Annotated in this window: 15 protein-coding genes and 4 pseudogenes; 6 read left to right on the plus strand and 13 right to left on the minus strand. The window is 74.2% G+C overall.

The window, feature by feature from the left end:
* The first annotated feature begins 31 nt into the window (after positions 1-31).
* Together QQK45_RS03660 and QQK45_RS03665 are read left to right on the plus strand one after the other, a co-directional pair.
* Positions 32-1,345: a bifunctional glycosyltransferase family 2/GtrA family protein gene (locus tag QQK45_RS03660; RefSeq protein WP_284292099.1), complete on the plus strand. Its 1,314-nt coding sequence runs from the start codon at positions 32-34 to the stop codon at positions 1,343-1,345.
* Positions 1,342-3,450, plus strand: a complete 2,109-nt coding sequence (locus QQK45_RS03665) for an ArnT family glycosyltransferase (RefSeq protein WP_284292100.1) — start codon at positions 1,342-1,344, stop codon at positions 3,448-3,450. The genes QQK45_RS03660 and QQK45_RS03665 overlap by 4 nt, the downstream gene beginning before the upstream one ends.
* Before the next feature lie 95 nt (positions 3,451-3,545).
* On the opposite strand, the gene QQK45_RS03670 is transcribed toward QQK45_RS03665, so the two are convergent.
* Positions 3,546-3,728: a hypothetical protein gene (locus QQK45_RS03670; RefSeq protein WP_284292101.1), complete on the minus strand. Its 183-nt coding sequence runs from the start codon at positions 3,726-3,728 to the stop codon at positions 3,546-3,548.
* 24 nt (positions 3,729-3,752) lie between these two features.
* On the opposite strand from QQK45_RS03670, the gene QQK45_RS03675 reads away from it, so the two are divergent.
* Positions 3,753-4,364 carry a GtrA family protein gene (locus tag QQK45_RS03675; protein WP_284292102.1) on the plus strand — a complete coding sequence of 204 codons (612 nt, stop codon included), beginning with the start codon at positions 3,753-3,755 and terminating at the stop codon, positions 4,362-4,364.
* Between the two features lie 49 nt (positions 4,365-4,413).
* Here QQK45_RS03675 and QQK45_RS03680 read toward each other — a convergent pair whose 3' ends face one another.
* On the minus strand, positions 4,414-6,216 hold the full coding sequence (locus QQK45_RS03680) for an FAD-binding oxidoreductase (RefSeq protein WP_348525145.1): 1,803 nt from the start codon (positions 6,214-6,216) through the stop codon (positions 4,414-4,416).
* Positions 6,102-6,770, minus strand: a pseudogene (locus QQK45_RS21870) (LLM class flavin-dependent oxidoreductase); the annotation flags it as partial. The pseudogene QQK45_RS21870 and the gene QQK45_RS03680, both read right to left, overlap by 115 nt.
* Positions 6,771-6,827: 57 nt before the next feature.
* On the opposite strand from QQK45_RS21870, the gene QQK45_RS03685 reads away from it, so the two are divergent.
* Entirely contained in the window at positions 6,828-7,313 is a 486-nt protein-coding gene (locus QQK45_RS03685) for a MarR family winged helix-turn-helix transcriptional regulator (RefSeq protein ID WP_284294939.1), read from the plus strand.
* A gap of 49 nt (positions 7,314-7,362) precedes the next feature.
* Here the strand turns inward: QQK45_RS03685 and QQK45_RS22875 are convergent, their stop codons facing one another.
* The 10 genes and pseudogenes from QQK45_RS22875 to QQK45_RS03730 form a co-directional block, all read right to left on the minus strand.
* Positions 7,363-8,328 carry a class I SAM-dependent methyltransferase gene (locus QQK45_RS22875; RefSeq protein ID WP_431310355.1) on the minus strand — a complete coding sequence of 322 codons (966 nt, stop codon included), beginning with the start codon at positions 8,326-8,328 and terminating at the stop codon, positions 7,363-7,365.
* Between the two features lie 101 nt (positions 8,329-8,429).
* Positions 8,430-9,032 (minus strand): annotated as a pseudogene (locus QQK45_RS22880) (DUF7059 domain-containing protein); the annotation flags it as partial.
* Positions 9,033-9,048: 16 nt separating this feature from the next.
* Entirely contained in the window at positions 9,049-9,477 is a 429-nt protein-coding gene (locus QQK45_RS03695; RefSeq protein ID WP_284292103.1) for a hypothetical protein, read from the minus strand.
* Positions 9,478-9,693: 216 nt separating this feature from the next.
* Positions 9,694-10,530 carry a hypothetical protein gene (locus QQK45_RS03700; RefSeq protein ID WP_284292104.1) on the minus strand — a complete coding sequence of 279 codons (837 nt, stop codon included), beginning with the start codon at positions 10,528-10,530 and terminating at the stop codon, positions 9,694-9,696.
* Positions 10,531-10,662: 132 nt separating this feature from the next.
* Positions 10,663-11,382 (minus strand): endonuclease/exonuclease/phosphatase family protein, encoded by a 720-nt coding sequence (locus QQK45_RS03705; RefSeq protein WP_284292105.1) that lies wholly within the window; start codon positions 11,380-11,382, stop codon positions 10,663-10,665.
* A gap of 9 nt (positions 11,383-11,391) precedes the next feature.
* The gene (locus QQK45_RS03710) at positions 11,392-11,748 is read right to left on the minus strand and encodes a zinc-binding metallopeptidase family protein (RefSeq protein WP_284295143.1); all 357 of its coding nucleotides are present in this window, start codon (positions 11,746-11,748) and stop codon (positions 11,392-11,394) included.
* A 48-nt stretch (positions 11,749-11,796) separates the two neighbouring features.
* A pseudogene (locus tag QQK45_RS21875) lies at positions 11,797-12,249 on the minus strand (hypothetical protein); the annotation flags it as partial.
* Positions 12,132-12,602: pseudogene (locus QQK45_RS03720) on the minus strand (M20/M25/M40 family metallo-hydrolase); the annotation flags it as partial. The pseudogenes QQK45_RS03720 and QQK45_RS21875, both read right to left, overlap by 118 nt.
* Before the next feature lie 244 nt (positions 12,603-12,846).
* Positions 12,847-14,493 carry an MFS transporter gene (locus QQK45_RS03725; protein WP_284292106.1) on the minus strand — a complete coding sequence of 549 codons (1,647 nt, stop codon included), beginning with the start codon at positions 14,491-14,493 and terminating at the stop codon, positions 12,847-12,849.
* 55 nt (positions 14,494-14,548) lie between these two features.
* Positions 14,549-16,903, minus strand: a complete 2,355-nt coding sequence (locus QQK45_RS03730; protein WP_284292107.1) for a sodium-translocating pyrophosphatase — start codon at positions 16,901-16,903, stop codon at positions 14,549-14,551.
* A 238-nt stretch (positions 16,904-17,141) separates the two neighbouring features.
* Here QQK45_RS03730 and QQK45_RS03735 point away from each other — a divergent pair, with 238 nt between their 5' ends.
* Positions 17,142-17,351: a hypothetical protein gene (locus QQK45_RS03735; protein WP_284292108.1), complete on the plus strand. Its 210-nt coding sequence runs from the start codon at positions 17,142-17,144 to the stop codon at positions 17,349-17,351.
* Positions 17,348-17,440 (plus strand): zinc-binding dehydrogenase, encoded by a 93-nt coding sequence (locus tag QQK45_RS03740; RefSeq protein WP_284292109.1) that lies wholly within the window; start codon positions 17,348-17,350, stop codon positions 17,438-17,440. The genes QQK45_RS03735 and QQK45_RS03740 overlap by 4 nt, the downstream gene beginning before the upstream one ends.
* Positions 17,441-17,460 lie beyond the last annotated feature (20 nt).

Raw genomic sequence — 17,460 nt, forward strand, 5'->3', positions numbered from 1 at the left:
TGGCTGAGGTCCGCGGCGGATCGTCGTGGGCATGACGACGACACAGCTCCCCCACGAGGCGGCCCCGCCGCCCGAGGTCGCGACGTCCGGGCCGCCGGGACCGACACCCCGACGCCTTCCCGCCGGCGCCGCCGGCGAGCACCCCGCCACGGGTCTCGCGCTCGACCTCGTCATCCCCGTGTACAACGAGGCCCGCACGCTCGAGGCGTCCGTCCGCCGGGCGCACGCCTACGTGACGGGCGGACTGCCGTTCCCGGCGCGCCTCACGATCGCCGACAACGCCTCGACCGACGGCACGCTCGCCGTCGCGCTCCGTCTCGCGGACGAGCTCCCCGGCCTGCGGGTCGTGCACCTCGACGCCAAGGGCCGGGGCCGCGCGCTGCACGCGGCGTGGGGCTCGTCCGACGCCGCGGTGCTCGCCTACATGGACGTCGACCTGTCGACTGACCTTGCGGCCCTGCTCCCGCTGGTCGCCCCGCTCCTGTCGGGGCACTCGGAGGTCGCGATCGGGTCCCGGCTCAGCGCGAGCTCGCGGGTCGTCCGGGGTCCCAAGCGCGAGCTGATCTCGCGCGGGTACAACCTCCTGCTGCGCGGCACGCTGCACGCCCGGTTCTCCGACGCGCAGTGCGGCTTCAAGGCGATCCGGGCCGACGCCGCCCGCCAGCTCCTTCCGCTCGTCGAGGACACCGGCTGGTTCTTCGACACCGAGCTGCTGGTGCTCGCGGAGCACGCAGGCCTGCGGATCCACGAGGTGCCCGTCGACTGGGTCGACGACCCCGACAGCCGCGTCGACATCGTCGCGACCGCGACCGCAGACCTCCGCGGCATCTGGCGCCTCGTGCGCGACCTCAACGCCGGCCGGATCCCCCTCGACGAGGTCCGGGCCGCGCTCCCGCGGCGCGCGTCGGACGCCCAGCCTGCGCTCACCCGCCGCCAGACCCTGCTCAACCAGATCCTGAGCTTCGGCGTCGTCGGCGTCGTGTGCACGCTCGCGTACGCGCTGCTGTTCCTCGTGCTCCGCGAGCCGCTCGGGTCGCAGTGGGCCAACTTCGTCGGCCTCGCCGTCACCGCCGTGCTCAACACGGGCCTCAACCGCCGGCACACGTTCGGGATCCGCGGGCGCACCGGAGCCGCCCGGCACCACGGCCAGGGTCTCGTGGTCTTCGCCCTCGGCTGGGCGCTCACCGCCGGCTCGCTCGCGGTCCTGCACGCCGCGTCCCCCGGGGCGTCCGGTTTCGTCCAGCTGGTCGTCCTGTGTGCCGCGAACCTCGTGGCCACGCTCTTGCGCTTCGTCCTCTTCCGCTCCTGGGTCTTCGCGCCCCGCACCTCGGAGGTGTCCCGATGACCGTCCCCTTCACGACCCACGTGTCGCCCCCTGCCGGGCCCGCCACCGTCTCTCCCGTCACCCCCGCCCCGGCCGGGACGGTGCAGGCGGGCGAGGGACCGGCGTCGGGCCTGCCCACCCCGCCCGACGACGGCGCCCGCCCCGGGCGCCTGAGCCGCCCCGCGCGCTTCGGGGTGCTCGGGATGCTCGTGGCGACGGCCGCGTTCTGGCTGATCAACCTGGGCTCGAACGGGTGGTCCAACTCGTTCTACACGGCCGCGATCCAGGCCGGGTCGCAGAGCTGGTCGGCGTTCCTGTGGGGCTCGTCGGACGCGGCCGGGTCGATCACGGTCGACAAGCCGCCCGCCTCGTTGTGGCTGCCCGAGCTGTCCGTGCGGGTCTTCGGGCTGAACACGTGGTCCGTGCTCGTGCCCGAGGTGCTGCTGGGCGTCGCGAGCGTGTGGCTCGTGTTCGCCGCGGTGCGCCGCTCCTTCGGGACGAGCGCCGGGTTCCTCGCCGGCGCGGCCCTCGCGCTGACGCCCGTCGCGACGCTCATGTTCCGGTTCGACAACCCCGACGCGCTCCTCGTCGCGCTCATGGCCGCGGCGACGTACTGCGTGCTGCGTGCCGTCGAGGACGGCCGGACCCGCTGGATGCTCCTCGCGGGAGCCGCGATCGGCCTCGGGTTCCTCACCAAGCAGCTCCAGGCGTTCCTCGTCCTGCCCGGGCTCGGGGTCGCCTACCTGTGGGCGGCGCCCGTCTCCGTCGGGCGGCGGATCCGGGACGCGCTGCTCGCGGTGGGCGCGCTCGTCGTCACCGCGGGCTGGTGGGTGCTGCTCACGGTCGTCGTGCCGGCGGGGTCCCGGCCCTACATCGGCGGCTCGCAGAACAACTCGTTCCTCGAGCTCACGTTCGGGTACAACGGCTTCGGCCGGATCACCGGGAACGAGACCGGGTCCGTCGGCGGAGGCGGCGGGGGCACGGGCGGCGGCATGTGGGGCGCGACCGGCCTCGGGCGCCTGTTCGGCTCCGAGTTCGGCGGGCAGATCGCGTGGCTCGCGCCCGCGGCCGCGCTCTTCCTCGTCGCCGGGCTCGTGCTCACGGCGCGCGCCCGCCGCACCGACCTGCGCCGCGCGTCGTACGTCGCGTGGGGCGGCTGGCTCGTCGTGACCTGGCTCGTGTTCAGCTACATGTCGGGCATCTTCCACGCGTACTACACCGTCGCGCTCGCCCCCGCGCTCGCGGCGCTCGTCGGGGCCGGGGCGGCCGAGTGGTGGCGGCGCCGGGACTCGTGGTGGGCCGTCGGCCTGCTCGCCGTCGCGACGCTCGGCACCGCCGTCTGGTCGTACGTGCTGCTCGACCGTTCGTCCTCGTTCGTGCCGTGGCTGCGGGTCGTGGTGCTGTTCGGCGGGTTCGTCGCGGCGGTCGCCCTCGTCGCGGGCCGACTCATCGGGACCCGCGACCCGGCGGGGCGGGTCGTCCTGCGCGGGGCGGCCGCGGTCGCCGTCGTCGTCGGGCTCGCCGGTCCGGCCGCGTACTCCGTGCAGACGCTCACGGAAGGCCACACCGGCTCGCTCCCGACGGCGGGCCCCTCCGTCGAGTCCACCGGATTCGGCCCGGGCGGGGGTGGTGGCGGGTTCCCCGGTGGCGGTCGTGGAGGCGGTCCCGGCGGCCAGGGTGGTCCTGGCGGCGCGGGCACCGGCGGCCAGAACCAGCTTCCCGGCTTCGGCGGCGGCATGGGCGGCCTGCTCGACGGCACCTCCGTGGGCAGCGAGCTCACGACGCTCCTCCAGACCGACGCGGACGAGTACGACTGGGCCGCGGCCACCACCGGGTCGCAGAACGCCGCGAGCTACCAGCTCGCGTCCGGCGAGTCCGTCATGCCGATCGGCGGCTTCAACGGGTCCGACCCGTCCCCGACGCTCGCCCAGTTCCAGACGGACGTCGCCGAAGGGAAGATTCACTACTACGTCGGATCGGGATCCGGCGGATTCGTAGCCTCGATGGGCGGGTCGGACGCGGCGTCGCAGATCGCGTCGTGGGTCGAGGAGACGTTCCAGTCGCAGACCGTCGGCGGCGTCACGATCTACGACCTGAGCAGCGGCGCGACGGACTCGGCACGGTGAGCTCCGCCCCCGCTGAGTGCGGAACTTTTGTGCGACACGCCGGGCGTGTCGCACAAAAGTTCCGCACTCAGCGGGGCGGGCGGTGTCCAGGGTGCTCACGGTGTGCTTCCGCCGAACTCCCAGGCGTGGTCGGAGGCACCGAAAATCAGTGGCAAGATCGTCTCCACCATGACCGCGACGACCTCGGCGCCGAGGCCGACAGGGCCTCCGGCGGTGACGAGCCAGGCGCACCGCTCCGTGCGGCGCGTCCACCGCTCGACCCCCGGAACGTCACCCACGCGGCTCTCCGCACCGCCCCGGGCGTGAGCCTCGACGTGGGCTCGGACGCCCACGAGGAACCCGTCGCCGGGACCACCGGCAACCTGTGGGGTGCCGCCGTGCTCGTCCGCGACCTGGTCATCGGGCGCGTGCCCTTCGCCGTCGTCCAGGCCGCGCTGCCCGGGCGCGTCGCCAAGCGCGGGCCAGGCCACGCGCACGCGCACGCCGCCCACCCGCACGCGGCGCTCCTCGCCCAGATGCTCAGCTTCGTGAGCGTCGGCGCGCTCTGCACGACGGTCTACGCGCTGCTCTACCTCACGCTGTCCGACGCGTGGGGCGACCAGACCGCCAACTTCGCGGCGCAGCTCGTCGCCGCCGTCCTCAACACCGCGCTCAACCGCCGGCACACGTTCGGCGTCCGGGGACGCGAGGGGGCCGCCAGGCACCACGGGCAGGGGTTGCTCGTGTTCGGGCTCGGCTGGGGGCTGACGTCGGGCGCGCTCGCGCTCCTCGGCGTCCTGGTGCCCGGCTCGTCGCACGTCCTCGAGCTCGGCGTGCTGTGCCTCGCGAACCTCGCCGCGACCGCCCTGCGGTTCCTGCTCTTCCGGTTCTGGGTGTTCACGCCGCGCGAGGCGTGCTCCACCCCCACCCGCTGACCCCTGCGACTTTGGCCCCCGGCGGGGTATCTCGCGAAGTAGTACGGCGTCAGAGGAGCGGCAGGTTGCGGTCGAAGACGTTCTCCGGGTCGTAGCGGCGCTTGAGGTCGCGCAGCCGCTCGAGCGTCGCACCCGGATAGACCCGCTCGATCCGTTCCGGACGGCGGTCCGTCGACAGGCTCACGTACTCGCCGTGCGCGACGGGGTCCATCGCGGTGTCCCAGGCCGCGTCGAGGAGCCCCGGGTGCCCGAAGCCCACACCCGACACGTCGAACTGCTGCCCGTCGCGGTGCGCGTACGCGGTCGCGTCCGACGCCAGGTCGTTCACGGCCCCGCCGACGGCGCGCACCTGGAACATCTGGAATCCGCCGGTCTCGAACGCGTCGGCCGCGGCGCGCGCGGTGCGGTCGTCGAGGTGGTCGACGAGGGTGTTGCGGAACGTGCCGCCGGGGCCGTCGGACACGTGCGGGGCGTCCTGCGGCGCGACGACCGCCGCGTACGGCGCGAGCTGCGCCTGCTGCTGCAGCACCGGCCCGACCCGGAGCAGGGGCTCGAGGGCCCGCTCGGCCAGCCGGACGTCGTCGGACGCGATCACGGTCATGGCCTGCGCGAGGCCCGGAGTCTCGCCGCGCCCCGGCTGCAAGGTGAGGAAGCTCGTGAGCTCGCGCGGCGCCTCCTCGACGGCCGTGCCCCACGCCTCGAGGAGCCCGCGCGCGTCCGACGCGTCGTAGAGCATCACTGCGAGCACGACGGGCGGGACCTCGTAGACCTCGAGCTCGACCGCGGTCACGATCCCGAGCCCGCCGCCCGCGCCGCGCATCCCCCAGAAGAGGTCGGGGTGCTCGTCGGCGGTGGCGTGGACGAGCGTGCCGTCGGCCAGCACGACGTCGTACGCGACCGCGTGGTCGATCGTCAGGCCGTGCTTGCGGCCCATGAACCCGATGCCGCCCGCGGTCGCGAGCCCGCCGACGCCGACGTCGCCGAAGTCGCCCGAGCTCATGCCCCAGCCGTGCTCGGCGAGCGCCTCGGCCACGTGGCCCCAGGTCGCACCGGCACCGATCCGGACGCGGCGCGACGCCGGGTCGAGGACGGTGACCTCGTCGAGGGCCTTGAGGTCGAGGACGATCCCGCCGTCGTTCGTCGACAGCCCGGAGATGCCGTGGCCGCCGCTGCGGACCGAGAACGGGAGGCGGCCGGCGCCGTCCCACGCGCCGCGCGCCTGCTGCTCGCGCGCGAAGCCGAGGCCCTCGACGACGTCCTGCGCGTCGTGCGCCCGCAGCACGAGGCCGGGGTTGCCGCCGCGGATGTAGCCGGAGCGCTGGTGCGCGTAGTCGCGGTCCCCGGCTCGACGGCCGCGTCGCGCAGCCGAGCGGGGATCGCGTCGTAGTCGATGCCGGCGCTGCGGAGCGCGAGCGCGCGTGGGCTGCGCACGGGTCCGGTCGCCGTGCCCGACGACGCACGCTCGGCTGCGACCTGCTCGCGCACCGCGGGCGCGACCTCCTGGGCGAAGATGGTGAGGTCGTGCGGGTCGTCCGACCCCAGGATGAATGTGCCGACGCCGTCCTCGAGCGCGAGCTGCACGAGCTCGTCGACCCAGTGCGCGACGGGACCGTCGATCGCGCCGCCGCCGTGGGTCGTGCCCGAGCCTGCGCCGTCGGGCCGGAACCGGCCGTTGACGTTGAGCAGGCGCCGCACCTCGCGCGGGTCGCGGCCCGCTGCCTGGGCCGCCTCGTCGATCACGGCGTTGCCGCGGGCCAGGTCGCCGGGCTGCAGGTAGCCCATGGACGGGAGCCAGCCGTCGGCCCGGGAACCGGTGAGCCGGAGCATGCGGGGCTTGTACGCGCCGAGCCACAGGCCGATCGCATGGTCGGGACGCGGCCCGCGACGGGCGCCCGCGACGTGGTGGTGCTCGCCGCCGGCGCGCAGGACGGTGCGGTCGTCGGCGTCCCAGATGCCGCGGATGACGTCGATGGCCTCCTCGAGCGCGTCGACGCCCTCGCCCGGGGTCAGCCGGGTGCCGCCCATCGCGGCGACACCGTCCCAGAACGCGCCCGAGCCCAGGCCGAGCTCGGCGCGGCCGTGCGAGAGCAGGTCCAGGCTCGCGGCGGCGCGCGCGAGCACGGCCGGCGGCCGCAGGGGCAGGTTGGCGACGTTGGGCGACAGGTGCACGCGCTCGGTGCGGGCCGCGGCGAACGACAGGAGCGTCCAGGTGTCGAGGAACCCGGCGTTGTAGGGGTGGTCCTGGAACGTCACGAGGTCGAGGCCGACCTCCTCGCTCAGGACGGCGAGGCCGACCACGTCGTCGGGCGAGCCCGCCTGCGGGGTGAGGAAGGACCCGAAGACGAGGTCGTGGCCGTAGTCGCTCATGCTGCTCCGTTCGCTGTGGCGGTCGGTCCGCCCAATCATCTGTTCGGCAACTGATCTTCCCAACAGACTATTCCAGCGTATCCTGGTGTCGTGACCATGACGAACCTCGGTACCCCGACGAGCCCGGCGGCGTCCGGCTCCTCCGTGAGCGACGCCTGCCGCCGGGTCGACCTCGGGCAGTCCCTCGGGATCCTGCTGCGCCGCTGGCACGACGCCGTCGACCTCGCGCTCGCCGGCATCCCCCACGGCCCGCGCGGGTTCCAGGTGCTCGGCGCCGTGGTGCACGACGAGCCGCCCACGCAGGCCGCGCTCGCCGAGTCGCTCGGCATCGACCGGACGGTCATGACCTACCTGCTCGACGACCTCGTCGCTGAGGGCCTCGTCGAGCGGCGCGAGGCCGAGCACGACCGGCGCGCGCGCCGGGTCGTCGCGACCGCCAGCGGGCGCGCCGCGCTGCGCCGGTTCGAGGACGCCGTGCGCGTCGCCGAGGAGTCCGTGCTCTGTGGGCTCGACGACGACGAGCGCGAGCTCCTGCAGCGGCTCGTCCGGCGCTCGGCGCACGCGTCGTCGTCGCCGGCCTGAGGTCGTCAGCCACCGCCGAGCCGCACCCGGCCCGGCTGCCGGTCCTCCGTCAGGGAGCCGGGGTCACGAACCCGTCCTCGACGAGTCCCCGGACCGCGGGGAACAGCTCACCCGCGAGGTCGCCGGCCGGGACGTCGAAGAGCGCAGCGATCGCCGACGCGATCTGCCCGACCGTGAGCTCGCCGTCGCACGCACCGGCCAGGGCGGCGAGCGCCGTCGAGGCGTGCACCGCCCTCCCGAAGCCGTCGCCCTGGCGCAGCAGCACCACGTTCGGGTCGGCGGCGCCGGGCGTCAGGTAGCGCTCCTCCGTCACGTCCGCGGCGACCACCAGCCGCGCGCCGGCGAGAGCCGCGAGCGAGGCCGCGTCGTCGGGCCCGCCCGACGGCGTCCCGGCCGACCCGAGCCCGACGAGCCAGTCGTGCGCCCGGAGCGTCGCAGCGAGGTGGCCGCCCAGCGGCTGGCGGACGGAGCCGGTGTGCTCCTCGAGACGACGCAGCGTGACGCGCCCGCCCGCCGGCCCGGCCGGGTCGGGGCGCCGCAGCGTCACGATGCCGAAGCCGATCGCCTCGACGTCGCGGCTCGCGAAGTCGTCGAGCCACGCGCCGTAGGCCTGCGCCCAGGCCGCGGGCTCGCGCTCGGGCGTGGTGCCGCCGTCGCGGATCCACGTCTCCGCGTACTCAGCCGGGTCCTGGACCTCGCGCTGCACGACCCAGCCGTCGAGCCCCGCCTCGTCCAACCACGCGCCGACCCGCTCGGTCCAGGGCTCTCCGCGCCGGTGCTCCCAGTTGCCGAGGAGCTGCGCCACGCCACCGGGGGCGAGCACGCTCCCGACGTCGCGCACCAGGTCCCGCACCACGGCGTCCCCCGCGCGCCCGCCGTCACGGTACTCGTAGTCGGGCAGCGGCGAGCCGGCGTGCGGGGTGATGACGAACGGCGGGTTGGAGACCACGAGGTCGAACAGCTCGCCGGCGGCCGGCTCGAGCATCGAGCCCTCGCGCAGCTCGACGTCGGCCACGCCCCCTCGCCGAAGCAGGCCTCCGGGCGGGGAACTTCGGCGGCAGGGGTGCGGTTGAGGGCGACGTTGAACGCGGCGAAGGCGAGCGCCCGCGTCGAGATGTCGGTCGCGACGACGTGACGCGCGTGGCGGGCCGCGTGGAGCGCCTGGATGCCGCAGCCGGTGCCGAGGTCGAGCACGCGCCCGACGGGGGTGCGCATCGTGACCTGGGCGAGCGTCGTCGACGCTCCGCCCGCGCCGAGGACGTGGTCGCCGGCGAGCCGCTCGCCCGTCTGGAGCTCGCCGAGGTCCGACGCGAGCCACCACCTCGCGTCACCGGCCGCGTCCACGGCCTCGTAGGGCCGCAGGTCGACGGCGGCGCGCACCTCGTCGTCGGCGTCCGCGCCCGACGCCGCGGCCAGCCCCAGCCGCACGGCACCCTCGACGCCCAGACCCGGGAGTGCGTCGTCGAGCAGGCGCCGCGGGACGCGACGGCCGAGGACGAACGCGTGGGTGAGGACGGCGACTGCGTCGGGGCGTGGACGGGCCAGGGCGGCCGTGGTCGCCCGGACGGCGGGGACGTCCTGCTCACGGTGCAGCGCGGCCGCGGCGAGAGGTCCCAGGACCGACTCGACGCCGCCCACGGTGAAGTGGGCGGCGTCGAGGTCGGCACGGAGCGCGTCGAGCAGACGCGATTCGGCACTGGGGGCGGTGCGGGGGCTCATGCCCCCATCCTCCCGGTCAGCTGCAGTTCTTCGACACGTAGGACGAGATCTTCGTGGACGCGCTCGACATGTCCGCTGCCTCGGACTGGATGTCCGAGTCGGTCAGCGCCTTCGCGTAGGCGGCGGTGTCGCTGACGTCCACGCCGTCGAGGGCCTTGACGTAGTCGCCGAAGAACTTCTTGACGTTCGTCCACTCGGTCTTGATCTCGTCGGGCGCGTCGACGTCCTTGATCTTGTCGTTGACCTTCGCGATCGCGTCGACCGCGGCCTGAGGGTCGTCCAGGTCGGCGCCGCTCAGGGTCTTCTCGAGGTTGTCGTCCTTGTTGAGGTTGCAGAACTGCGACTTGGCGTCGTCGCCGCCGGACGAGCACGCGGCGAAGAGCGGCGCGCTCAGCGCGAGGACGGCGACGGGAAGTGCAGTACGGAGGATGCGGTTGCTGATCACGACCTGATGGTTCCCTATGACGACGGCGTGGGTCTACCACCGACACGCACCTTCACCCGGAGAGACCTCCCCATCGACCCCGCCCCGCCCCGCTGCTACGTGTCCACCCCACGGCACGGTGCACGTCCCCCTCGGAGGGCTTCCCACCGAACGGATCCGACGGGACGGCGCCCGTCCCGGACGACCGGGACAGGCGCCGTGACGGACCCAACAGCGTCAGTCGACCGGGACGGCCGCGCAGTGCGTGGAAGCCCAGTCGTCGACGCGCGAGCCCGCGCCCTGGACGGTCGTGAGGTCGGCCTGCGTCAGGCCCGACGAGCCGAGTGCCTGCTTGACGGCCGCCTCGTCGCTCGTGTCCACGCCCTCAAGGGGCGCGACGATCTTGTCGAAGAACGACACGACGGCCTTCCAGTCCGTGGCGATCTCGTCGGGCGCCACGACGCCGTCGAGGTCGTCCTTCGCGTCGAGGAGCCCCTGGGCGTAGTCCTGGGTCTCCATCGAGGACGGGTCCTGGAGCACGTTCATCTCCTTGGTGAGCCGGGCGTCCGCCTGGCAGAACCTACGGGTCGTCGGGTCGTTGGCGCCCTTGACGGCGTCGGCGATGTCGTCCCCGTGGCTGGCGAAGACGCTGACGACGATCGCCGCGAAGGCCACCGTGAAGAAGATGCTGAGCCCGAGGCCCCAGGCGGCGAGCGGGTTCTTCCGCCCGGCACCCCTGGACTTCGAGAGGCCGATCGCGCTCAGGATGATGCCCACGACGGGCACGAAGAACGCGCACACGAAGCCGGCGATCCCGATCCCGCGGCCCGGGTCGACGTCACCCGGCCGGCCGGGGTAGACGGGTGCACCCGGGTAGCCGGGCTGCGCGGGATATCCGGGCTGTGTCGGATATCCGGGCTGAACCGGCTGACCAGAGCCCTCCTGGCCCGGGTAGCCGCCCTCGTAGCCCGCGTAGGGCGGCGGTGTCGGCGCGGCTCCGCCGGCGGGAGTCCCTTCGGGTGTGGGCGGGGCGTACGGGTCGGGGGCCGGCTGGTTCGGGTCCTGCTGGGACATGCGTGCTCGTTCCTCGTGAAGCGCGTCAGCCGTGCGGACGCACGACGCGCCTCGCATGATTCCCTGTGAGGACGCTGCACGTCCAGCGTCCGAGACGGGGAGGTCTCCCCGTCCCGGGTCTGCGGGCCGGCGTCAGCCGAGCGGCAGGACCTCCGCCACGACGGGGAAGTGGTCGCTGGCCCGGGCGACGCCGTCGAGGTCGACACGCCGCGCGACCGCGCTCAGCCGCTCCCCCGTCAGGACGACGTCGAGCCGCTTGCGCGGGCTCGTGGTCGAGAAGGTGGGACGTCCGTCACCGGCGCCGGCGTCCGCGAGGTCGTGCGACTCCAGCGCCTGCCAGGCGGGTCCGCCCGGTTCCTCGTTGAGGTCGCCCGCGACGACGACGTCGCCCCAACCCTCCGGTGCCAGTCCGGCGACCGCGGCCTCGATGCGCGGCAGGTGCCCGGCGCGCTCGTCGACGTCCAGCGACAGGTGGACGGAGGCGACGGTCGCCTCCAAGGCGCCCCCGTGCTCCGTCTCGGGGAACCGCAGCCGCGCGACGGCAACGCCCCGGAGCGTCGGGAACCAGTGGCTGCGCCGCACGAGCCGGAGCGGGAGCCGCAGCGCCCGTGCACCGAGGACCTCGACCCCCGGGCGGACGAGGAGCGCCGTCGTGCGCGCGCCTGCGATCCCGCCGGGCACCGCGACCTTGAGCCCCGCGTCGCGGGCGAGCGCCTGCAGCCGCACGGTCGACGCCCACCACTTGGGCGGCTCCTGGAGCGCGACGACGTCGGCCTCGGTGTCGCGCAGGACGCCGAGCACGGCGTGCCGGTCCTGCTTGAGCGAGCGCACGTTGTAGCTGAGGATCCGCACGATGCCAGCTTAGGGATGCGAGGCCGGGGCTGCTGTCGGCGCCGGGACCGCCTCGAGCAGCGCGGCCGTGAACGCGACGCCGCGGCCGAGCGCGGCGACCGTGACGTGCTCGTCGATGCCGTGGATCGACCCACGCTGCGCCGTCGTCAGGTCGAACGGCGAGAACCGGTACACGTGGTCGGAGATCGCGCAGTAGCGCCGCGAGTCCGACGCCCCGAGCTGCACGTACGGGGTGAGGACGGCGTCCGGGTAGGACGCGGCCAGCGCCGTGCGCAGCAGCTCCCACTGCGGGCCTTCGGCAGGCGAGACGGGCGACGGGTCCTCGCCCGAGACGACGCGCAGCGTGATGGTCGGGTCGTCGATCACACGGGTCAGGCGCGCGACGACGGACGCGACGGTCTCGCCCGGCAGGATCCGGACGTTCGCGTTGGCCCGGGCCGTCTGCGCGAGGACGTTCGCGCCGGGGCTGCCCTCGAGCTGGGTGACCGCGACCGTCGTCCGGACGAGCGCGTTGGGCTCGACGCCGAGGCGCGTGAAGGCCCTCGCGACCAGGGGGCGAGCCGGCCCGCGTTCGCGAACACGCGACGCATGGGCCCGTCGGCGTGGTCCGCCAGCGTCGCGAGGAGCGCGCGGACCGGCTCGGACAGCCGCGGCGGGAACGGGTGGTCGTCGATGCGCGTGATCGCGCGGGCGAGGCGCACCGTGGCGCCGTTCGCGGCGGGCGTGGACGCGTGGCCGCCGTCGTCGCGCGTGGACAGCTCGAGGTCGAGGATCCCCTTCTCCGCGATCCCGACGACGGCCGTCGGGGCCGCGACGCCGGGCATGGCTCCCTGCACGACGGCGCCGCCCTCGTCGAGCACGAGCCACGGGCTGATCCCGCGTCCGGCGAGGCGGGAGACGGCGGTCCGGGCACCGTCGCCGGCGGTCTCCTCGTTGTGCCCGAACGACAGGTACACGTCGCGTGGCGGGGTCCAGCCGGACGCCGCGAGCGCCTCGACGGCCTCGAGCACGACGACGAGCGCCCCCTTGTCGTCGAGCGTGCCCCTCCCCCAGACGACGCCGTCCTCGACGACGCCCGCGAACGGGGGTGGCTCCAGCCCGGCACCGCGGTCTCGACGTCGTCGACGGGCACGGGCAGCCCCGGGACGGCGACGACGTCGTAGTGCGCCATGAGGACCACGGGGTGCCGCTCGCCCTCCTCGCCGCCGGTCCCGCGCCACCGGAAGAGGACGCTCCGGCCGTCGGTGACGTCGGGCGCGCGCGAGACGAGCTCGCGCTCGAGGACGCGGTGGACGTGCGGGTACAGCGTCTCGAGGAGCGCGACGAGCTCGTCGAACCGCGCCCCGTCGACCTCGTCCGGCACGCGCGAGGAGACCGTCGGCACGCGGACGAGGGCGGACAGGCGGGCGGCGACGTCGTCGGCGGCGGGCAGGACGGGTGCTTCGGCAGACGCTGCGGGCTGGGTCACGGGGTCGCTCCAGGGACGGGGACGGTGGGGCCGGGGCCCGCGACAGCGCCCGCCCCGGCGTCGTCGGCCGGGTCGGTGTCGCTGAACGCGAGGCGCGGGACGAACGCGAGCAGCACGGCCGAGACGAGGGCGGTCAGCCCGCAGATCAGCCACACGGCGTGGTACCCGCCGAGCGAGCCGGCGGTCCCCTCGCCGCCGGTGAGCGTCGCCGTCGTGCCGGTCACGAGCGCGAGCGCGAAGACCGCGGACGCGAACGACCCGCCGATGGTCTTGGTCGTGTTGGTGAGGCCGGTCGCGACGGCGGTGCGCTCGCGGGGTGCGGCCGCGGCCGCCGCGGCGGGCAGGGCCGCGACGAGCGCCCCGGACCCGAGCCCGGCGACGACCATGTTGACGACGACCTGCGCCACCGAGTCGTGGAACGGCACGAACAGCAGGTACCCGACGGCGACGAGGAGCGCGGCCCCGATGAGCGTGCGACGCGGCGTGAGGACCGCGGAGACCCGCGCGAACAGGAGAGCGCCGACGAGGCACGAGATCACGTACCCGCCGATCAGGTAGGACACAGTCGCGGCGTCCGCGCCGAGCCCGTAGCCGTAGTCGGCGCGGTCGGTGCGCGCGAACGTCGAGAGGGCGTCCTGCGCGCCGAGCACGCTGATGCCGAAGAGGCCCGACGTCACGAGCACGGGCCAGAGGGTGGCCCGACGCATCACGCGGAGGTCGACGAGCGGGTCGTCCTGGCGCAGCTCCCAGCGGCCGAACGGCCACAGCAGCGCCAGCCCGACGGCCATGAACGCCCACACCCACCACGTCCCCGGGCCTTCGACCCGCAGGTACATGAGCCCGGCGCTCACACCGAGCAGCGCGAGCGTCAGCAGGACGGCGCCGCCCGTGTCGATGCGGCCGCCCGCGACGTCTGGGCTCTCCGGCACCTTGAGCAGCACGACGACGAACGCCGCGGTCACGGCGAGCGCGGGGACGGAGAGGGTGATCCACAGCCGGTCGCGGCCGAGCGCGTCGCCGAGCTGGCCCGCGAGCAGCGCCCCGACGATCGCCCCGGCCTGCAGCGCGGCGACGATGAGCCCGGTGGCCCGCCGGGTGAGGCCGCGGGCGTCGGCCTTGCCGCGGGCGCGGTGGTGGATGAGCGCGACCTCGAGGGGCAGCCACACGGTGTACGTGCCCATGAGCGTCCAGGCGATTAGGTAGGTCACGAACGACGGCGCGAAGGCGACGCCCCACGCCGCGAGGGCCGTGGCCGCCGTCGTCCACAGGAGGACCCGCCGGTACCCGACGACGTCGCCCGCCTTCGCGAGGACCGGCACGCACAGCCCCGAGAAGAGGAGCTGGGCGGCCTGGAACCAGTTGACGTCGGCGTCGTGGATGCCGAGGTGGCGCGCGACGTCCGTGAGGAGAGGCGTGTAGTAGCCCTGGATGATGCCGCTCGTCAGCTCGACGAACACCAGGAAGCCGACGATCCCGCCCAGCGCGGCGAGGCGGCTGCGGCGGTCGCCGGGCGCGCGGGGACCCGCGGGGTCGGGGGCGCCACGGGCGCGGACCTCTCTGTCACGCGAGCAGAGTACCTGAGACCCCGGGTTCCATCTTCTTGCGGTGCACCGGACCGGCGTCGACCAGGGGTCGTGCACCATCTCGAGGAGAGAACGGTGCACGACCCCCTGTTCGGCGCTGCTGGACCGGACGACCTCAGGGGACGCGCGTGACCTCCGGCTCCGCGTCCCGCGCGTCCTGCGCCTCGGCCTCGGCGAGCTCGGCCTCGTCGGCCCTGGACGCCCGCAGCCGCGACATGATGATCGCGCCGAACGCGACGATCGCCGCGACGCACGCGATGCCGATGCGGAGCACGTGGTTCGCGTCGTGCCCCGCGCTCAGCATCACGACGGCAGGCGCGATCAGCAGCGACACCAGGTTCATGACCTTGATGAGCGGGTTGATCGCGGGCCCGGCGGTGTCCTTGAACGGGTCGCCGACGGTGTCGCCGATGACGGTCGCGGCGTGGGCCTCGGAACCCTTGCCGCCGTGGTTGCCGTCCTCGACGATCTTCTTCGCGTTGTCCCAGGCGCCGCCCGAGTTGGCGAGGAACACGGCCATGAGGACGCCCGCCGCGATGGCCCCCGCGAGGAAGCCGGCGAGCGGCCCGACGCCGAGCCCGAACCCGACGGCGATCGGCGCGCACGCGGCCAGCAGGCCGGGGGTGGCGAGCTCGCGCAGTGAGTCACGGGTGCAGATGTCGACGACCTTGCCGTACTCGGGGCGCTCGTCGAACGTCATGATGCCGGGGTGGTCGCGGAACTGGCGGCGCACCTCGTAGACGATCGCCCCCGCGGCCCGGGTGACGGCGTCGATCGCGAGACCCGAGAACAGGAAGACCGTCGCGGCTCCGAGGATGACCCCGACGAGGGTCACCGGCGAGATGATCTCGTAGCTGAGCATCGACGACACGATGCTCCCGAGCCCGCCGACGTCGACCTTGTCGTCCGCGAGCGCCCGCCCGACGGCGTCGGCGTAGGACCCGAAGAGCGCGGTCGCGGCGAGGACGGCCGTCGCGATCGCGATGCCCTTGGTGATCGCCTTGGTCGTGTTACCGACGGCGTCGAGGTCGGTGAGGGTCTGGGCGGCGTCGTTGTCCTCCGCGGCCTCGGGGTTCTCGGAGTCGGTGCCGACAGCCATCTCGTAGATGCCCTGCGCGTTGTCGCTCACGGGGCCGAAGGTGTCCATCGCGACGATGACGCCCACCGTGGTGAGCAGGCCGCAGCCGGCGAGCGCGACGAGGAAGAGCGCGAGCCACACCGACCCGCCGGCGAGCAGGAACGCGGCGAGGATCGCGGCCGCGACGACGCCCGCCGTGTAGACGGCGGACTCGAACCCGACCCCGATGCCCGAGAGCACGACGGTCGCCGCACCCGTGCGGGAGGTGGCGGCCACGTGGAGCGTGGGCTTCGACGTCGTGCCGGTGAAGTACCCGGTCAGCCACAGGATGACGCCAGCGAGCACGACCCCGACGACGACCGCCAGGCTGGCGACGATGCGCGGGTCGGCGGTGACGCCGGTAAGGTCCGCGGTCCCGCCGAGGCCCGCGAACGAGTCGGGCAGGTACACGAACGCGGCGACCGCCGCGAGGACCGCGCCGACCAGCGCGGAGATGTAGAAGCCGCGGTAGATGGCCCGAAGCCCGTTCTCGGTGCCCCGCACGCGCGTGATGAGCACCCCGATGACGGCGACGAACGCCCCGACCGCGGTGACGATCAGCGGGAAGACGAGCCCCTTCTCCCCCATCACGGCCTTGCCGAGGATGAGCGCCGCGACGAGGGTCACGGCGTACGACTCGAAGAGGTCGGCGGCCATGCCGGCGCAGTCGCCGACGTTGTCGCCCACGTTGTCGGCGATGGTCGCGGCGTTGCGGGGGTCGTCCTCGGGGATGCCCTGCTCGACCTTGCCGACCAGGTCGGCGCCGACGTCCGCGGCCTTGGTGAAGATGCCGCCGCCGACGCGCATGAACATCGCGAGCAGCGCGGCACCGAACCCGAAGCCCTCGAGGACGCTCGGTGCGTCGCCCTGGAAGATCAGCACGACGACCGCCGCCCCGAGCAGCCCGAGGCCGACCACCGACATCCCGACGACCCCACCGGTCCGGAACGCGATGCGCGCGCCCTCGGTGCGTCCGCCGGGCTTGGTGGCTGCGGCCGCGACCCGAAGGTTGGCGCGGGTCGCGAGCCACATGCCGAGGTAGCCGATCGCGGCGGAGAAGCACGCGCCGAACAGGAACGCGACCGACCGGCCGACCCGGATGCCCGCGTCGCCCGGCAGCAGGAACAGCAGCCCGAAGACCACGACCGCGAAGATCGCGAGGGTCCGGAACTGCCGGCTCAGGTACGCGCTGGCGCCCTCCTGGACCGCCTGCGCGATCTCCTGCATCTTGGTGGTGCCCTCGGCCGCCTCGAGGACCTGTCTGCGCAACGTGTACGCGACAGCGAGCGACGCCAGCGCGATCACCCCGATCACGACGACGATCGTGACGCTGGAAGAACCCAGATCGAGCATCCGTCCTCCTCGACGACTGCTGAGAAGCGGCGGGCCTCGCTGCCCCCGCATGTGCGCCGAGTGTACGCAGATCGGTAGGAGGGGTAACAGAGGGAGCGGGGGAATCCGTCCGGTCGCGGCACGGTTCGACCGGCATGAGGATCGTGCGGCCGACGACGTTCGGCGGACCCGAGGTGCTGCAGCTGCTCGACGAGGACGGGCGCACGCACCGTCGGGCGTCGACGCGGCGGCCGACCTTGTGGGCACCGATGAGGCGGTCGCGACGTCGCTCGACCTCGTCGCGGACCACGACCGGGTCGTGACGATCGTCCAGGGCGCCGCGTCCCGCGAGGCGGGCGTCCGGGCGCTCGGCGGCGGGCCCGGCTCCGACCCGGGCACCGACGTGCGACAGGCCTCCGTCCCCGTGCTGCTGCGCCTCGCGGGGAAGGCCGGCTGCGCGTCGCCGTGACCGCGACCTACCCGCTCGACCGCACCGCCGACGCGCACCGCGCCGGCTGCGACGGGCACACGCGCGGCAAGGTCGTCGTCGTGCCGTGAACCCCGCGTCCGCCCGTAGA

Origin of the sequence: Luteimicrobium album (genome assembly GCF_030161555.1) — a bacterium.
GTDB lineage: Bacteria > Actinomycetota > Actinomycetes > Actinomycetales > Cellulomonadaceae > Luteimicrobium > Luteimicrobium album.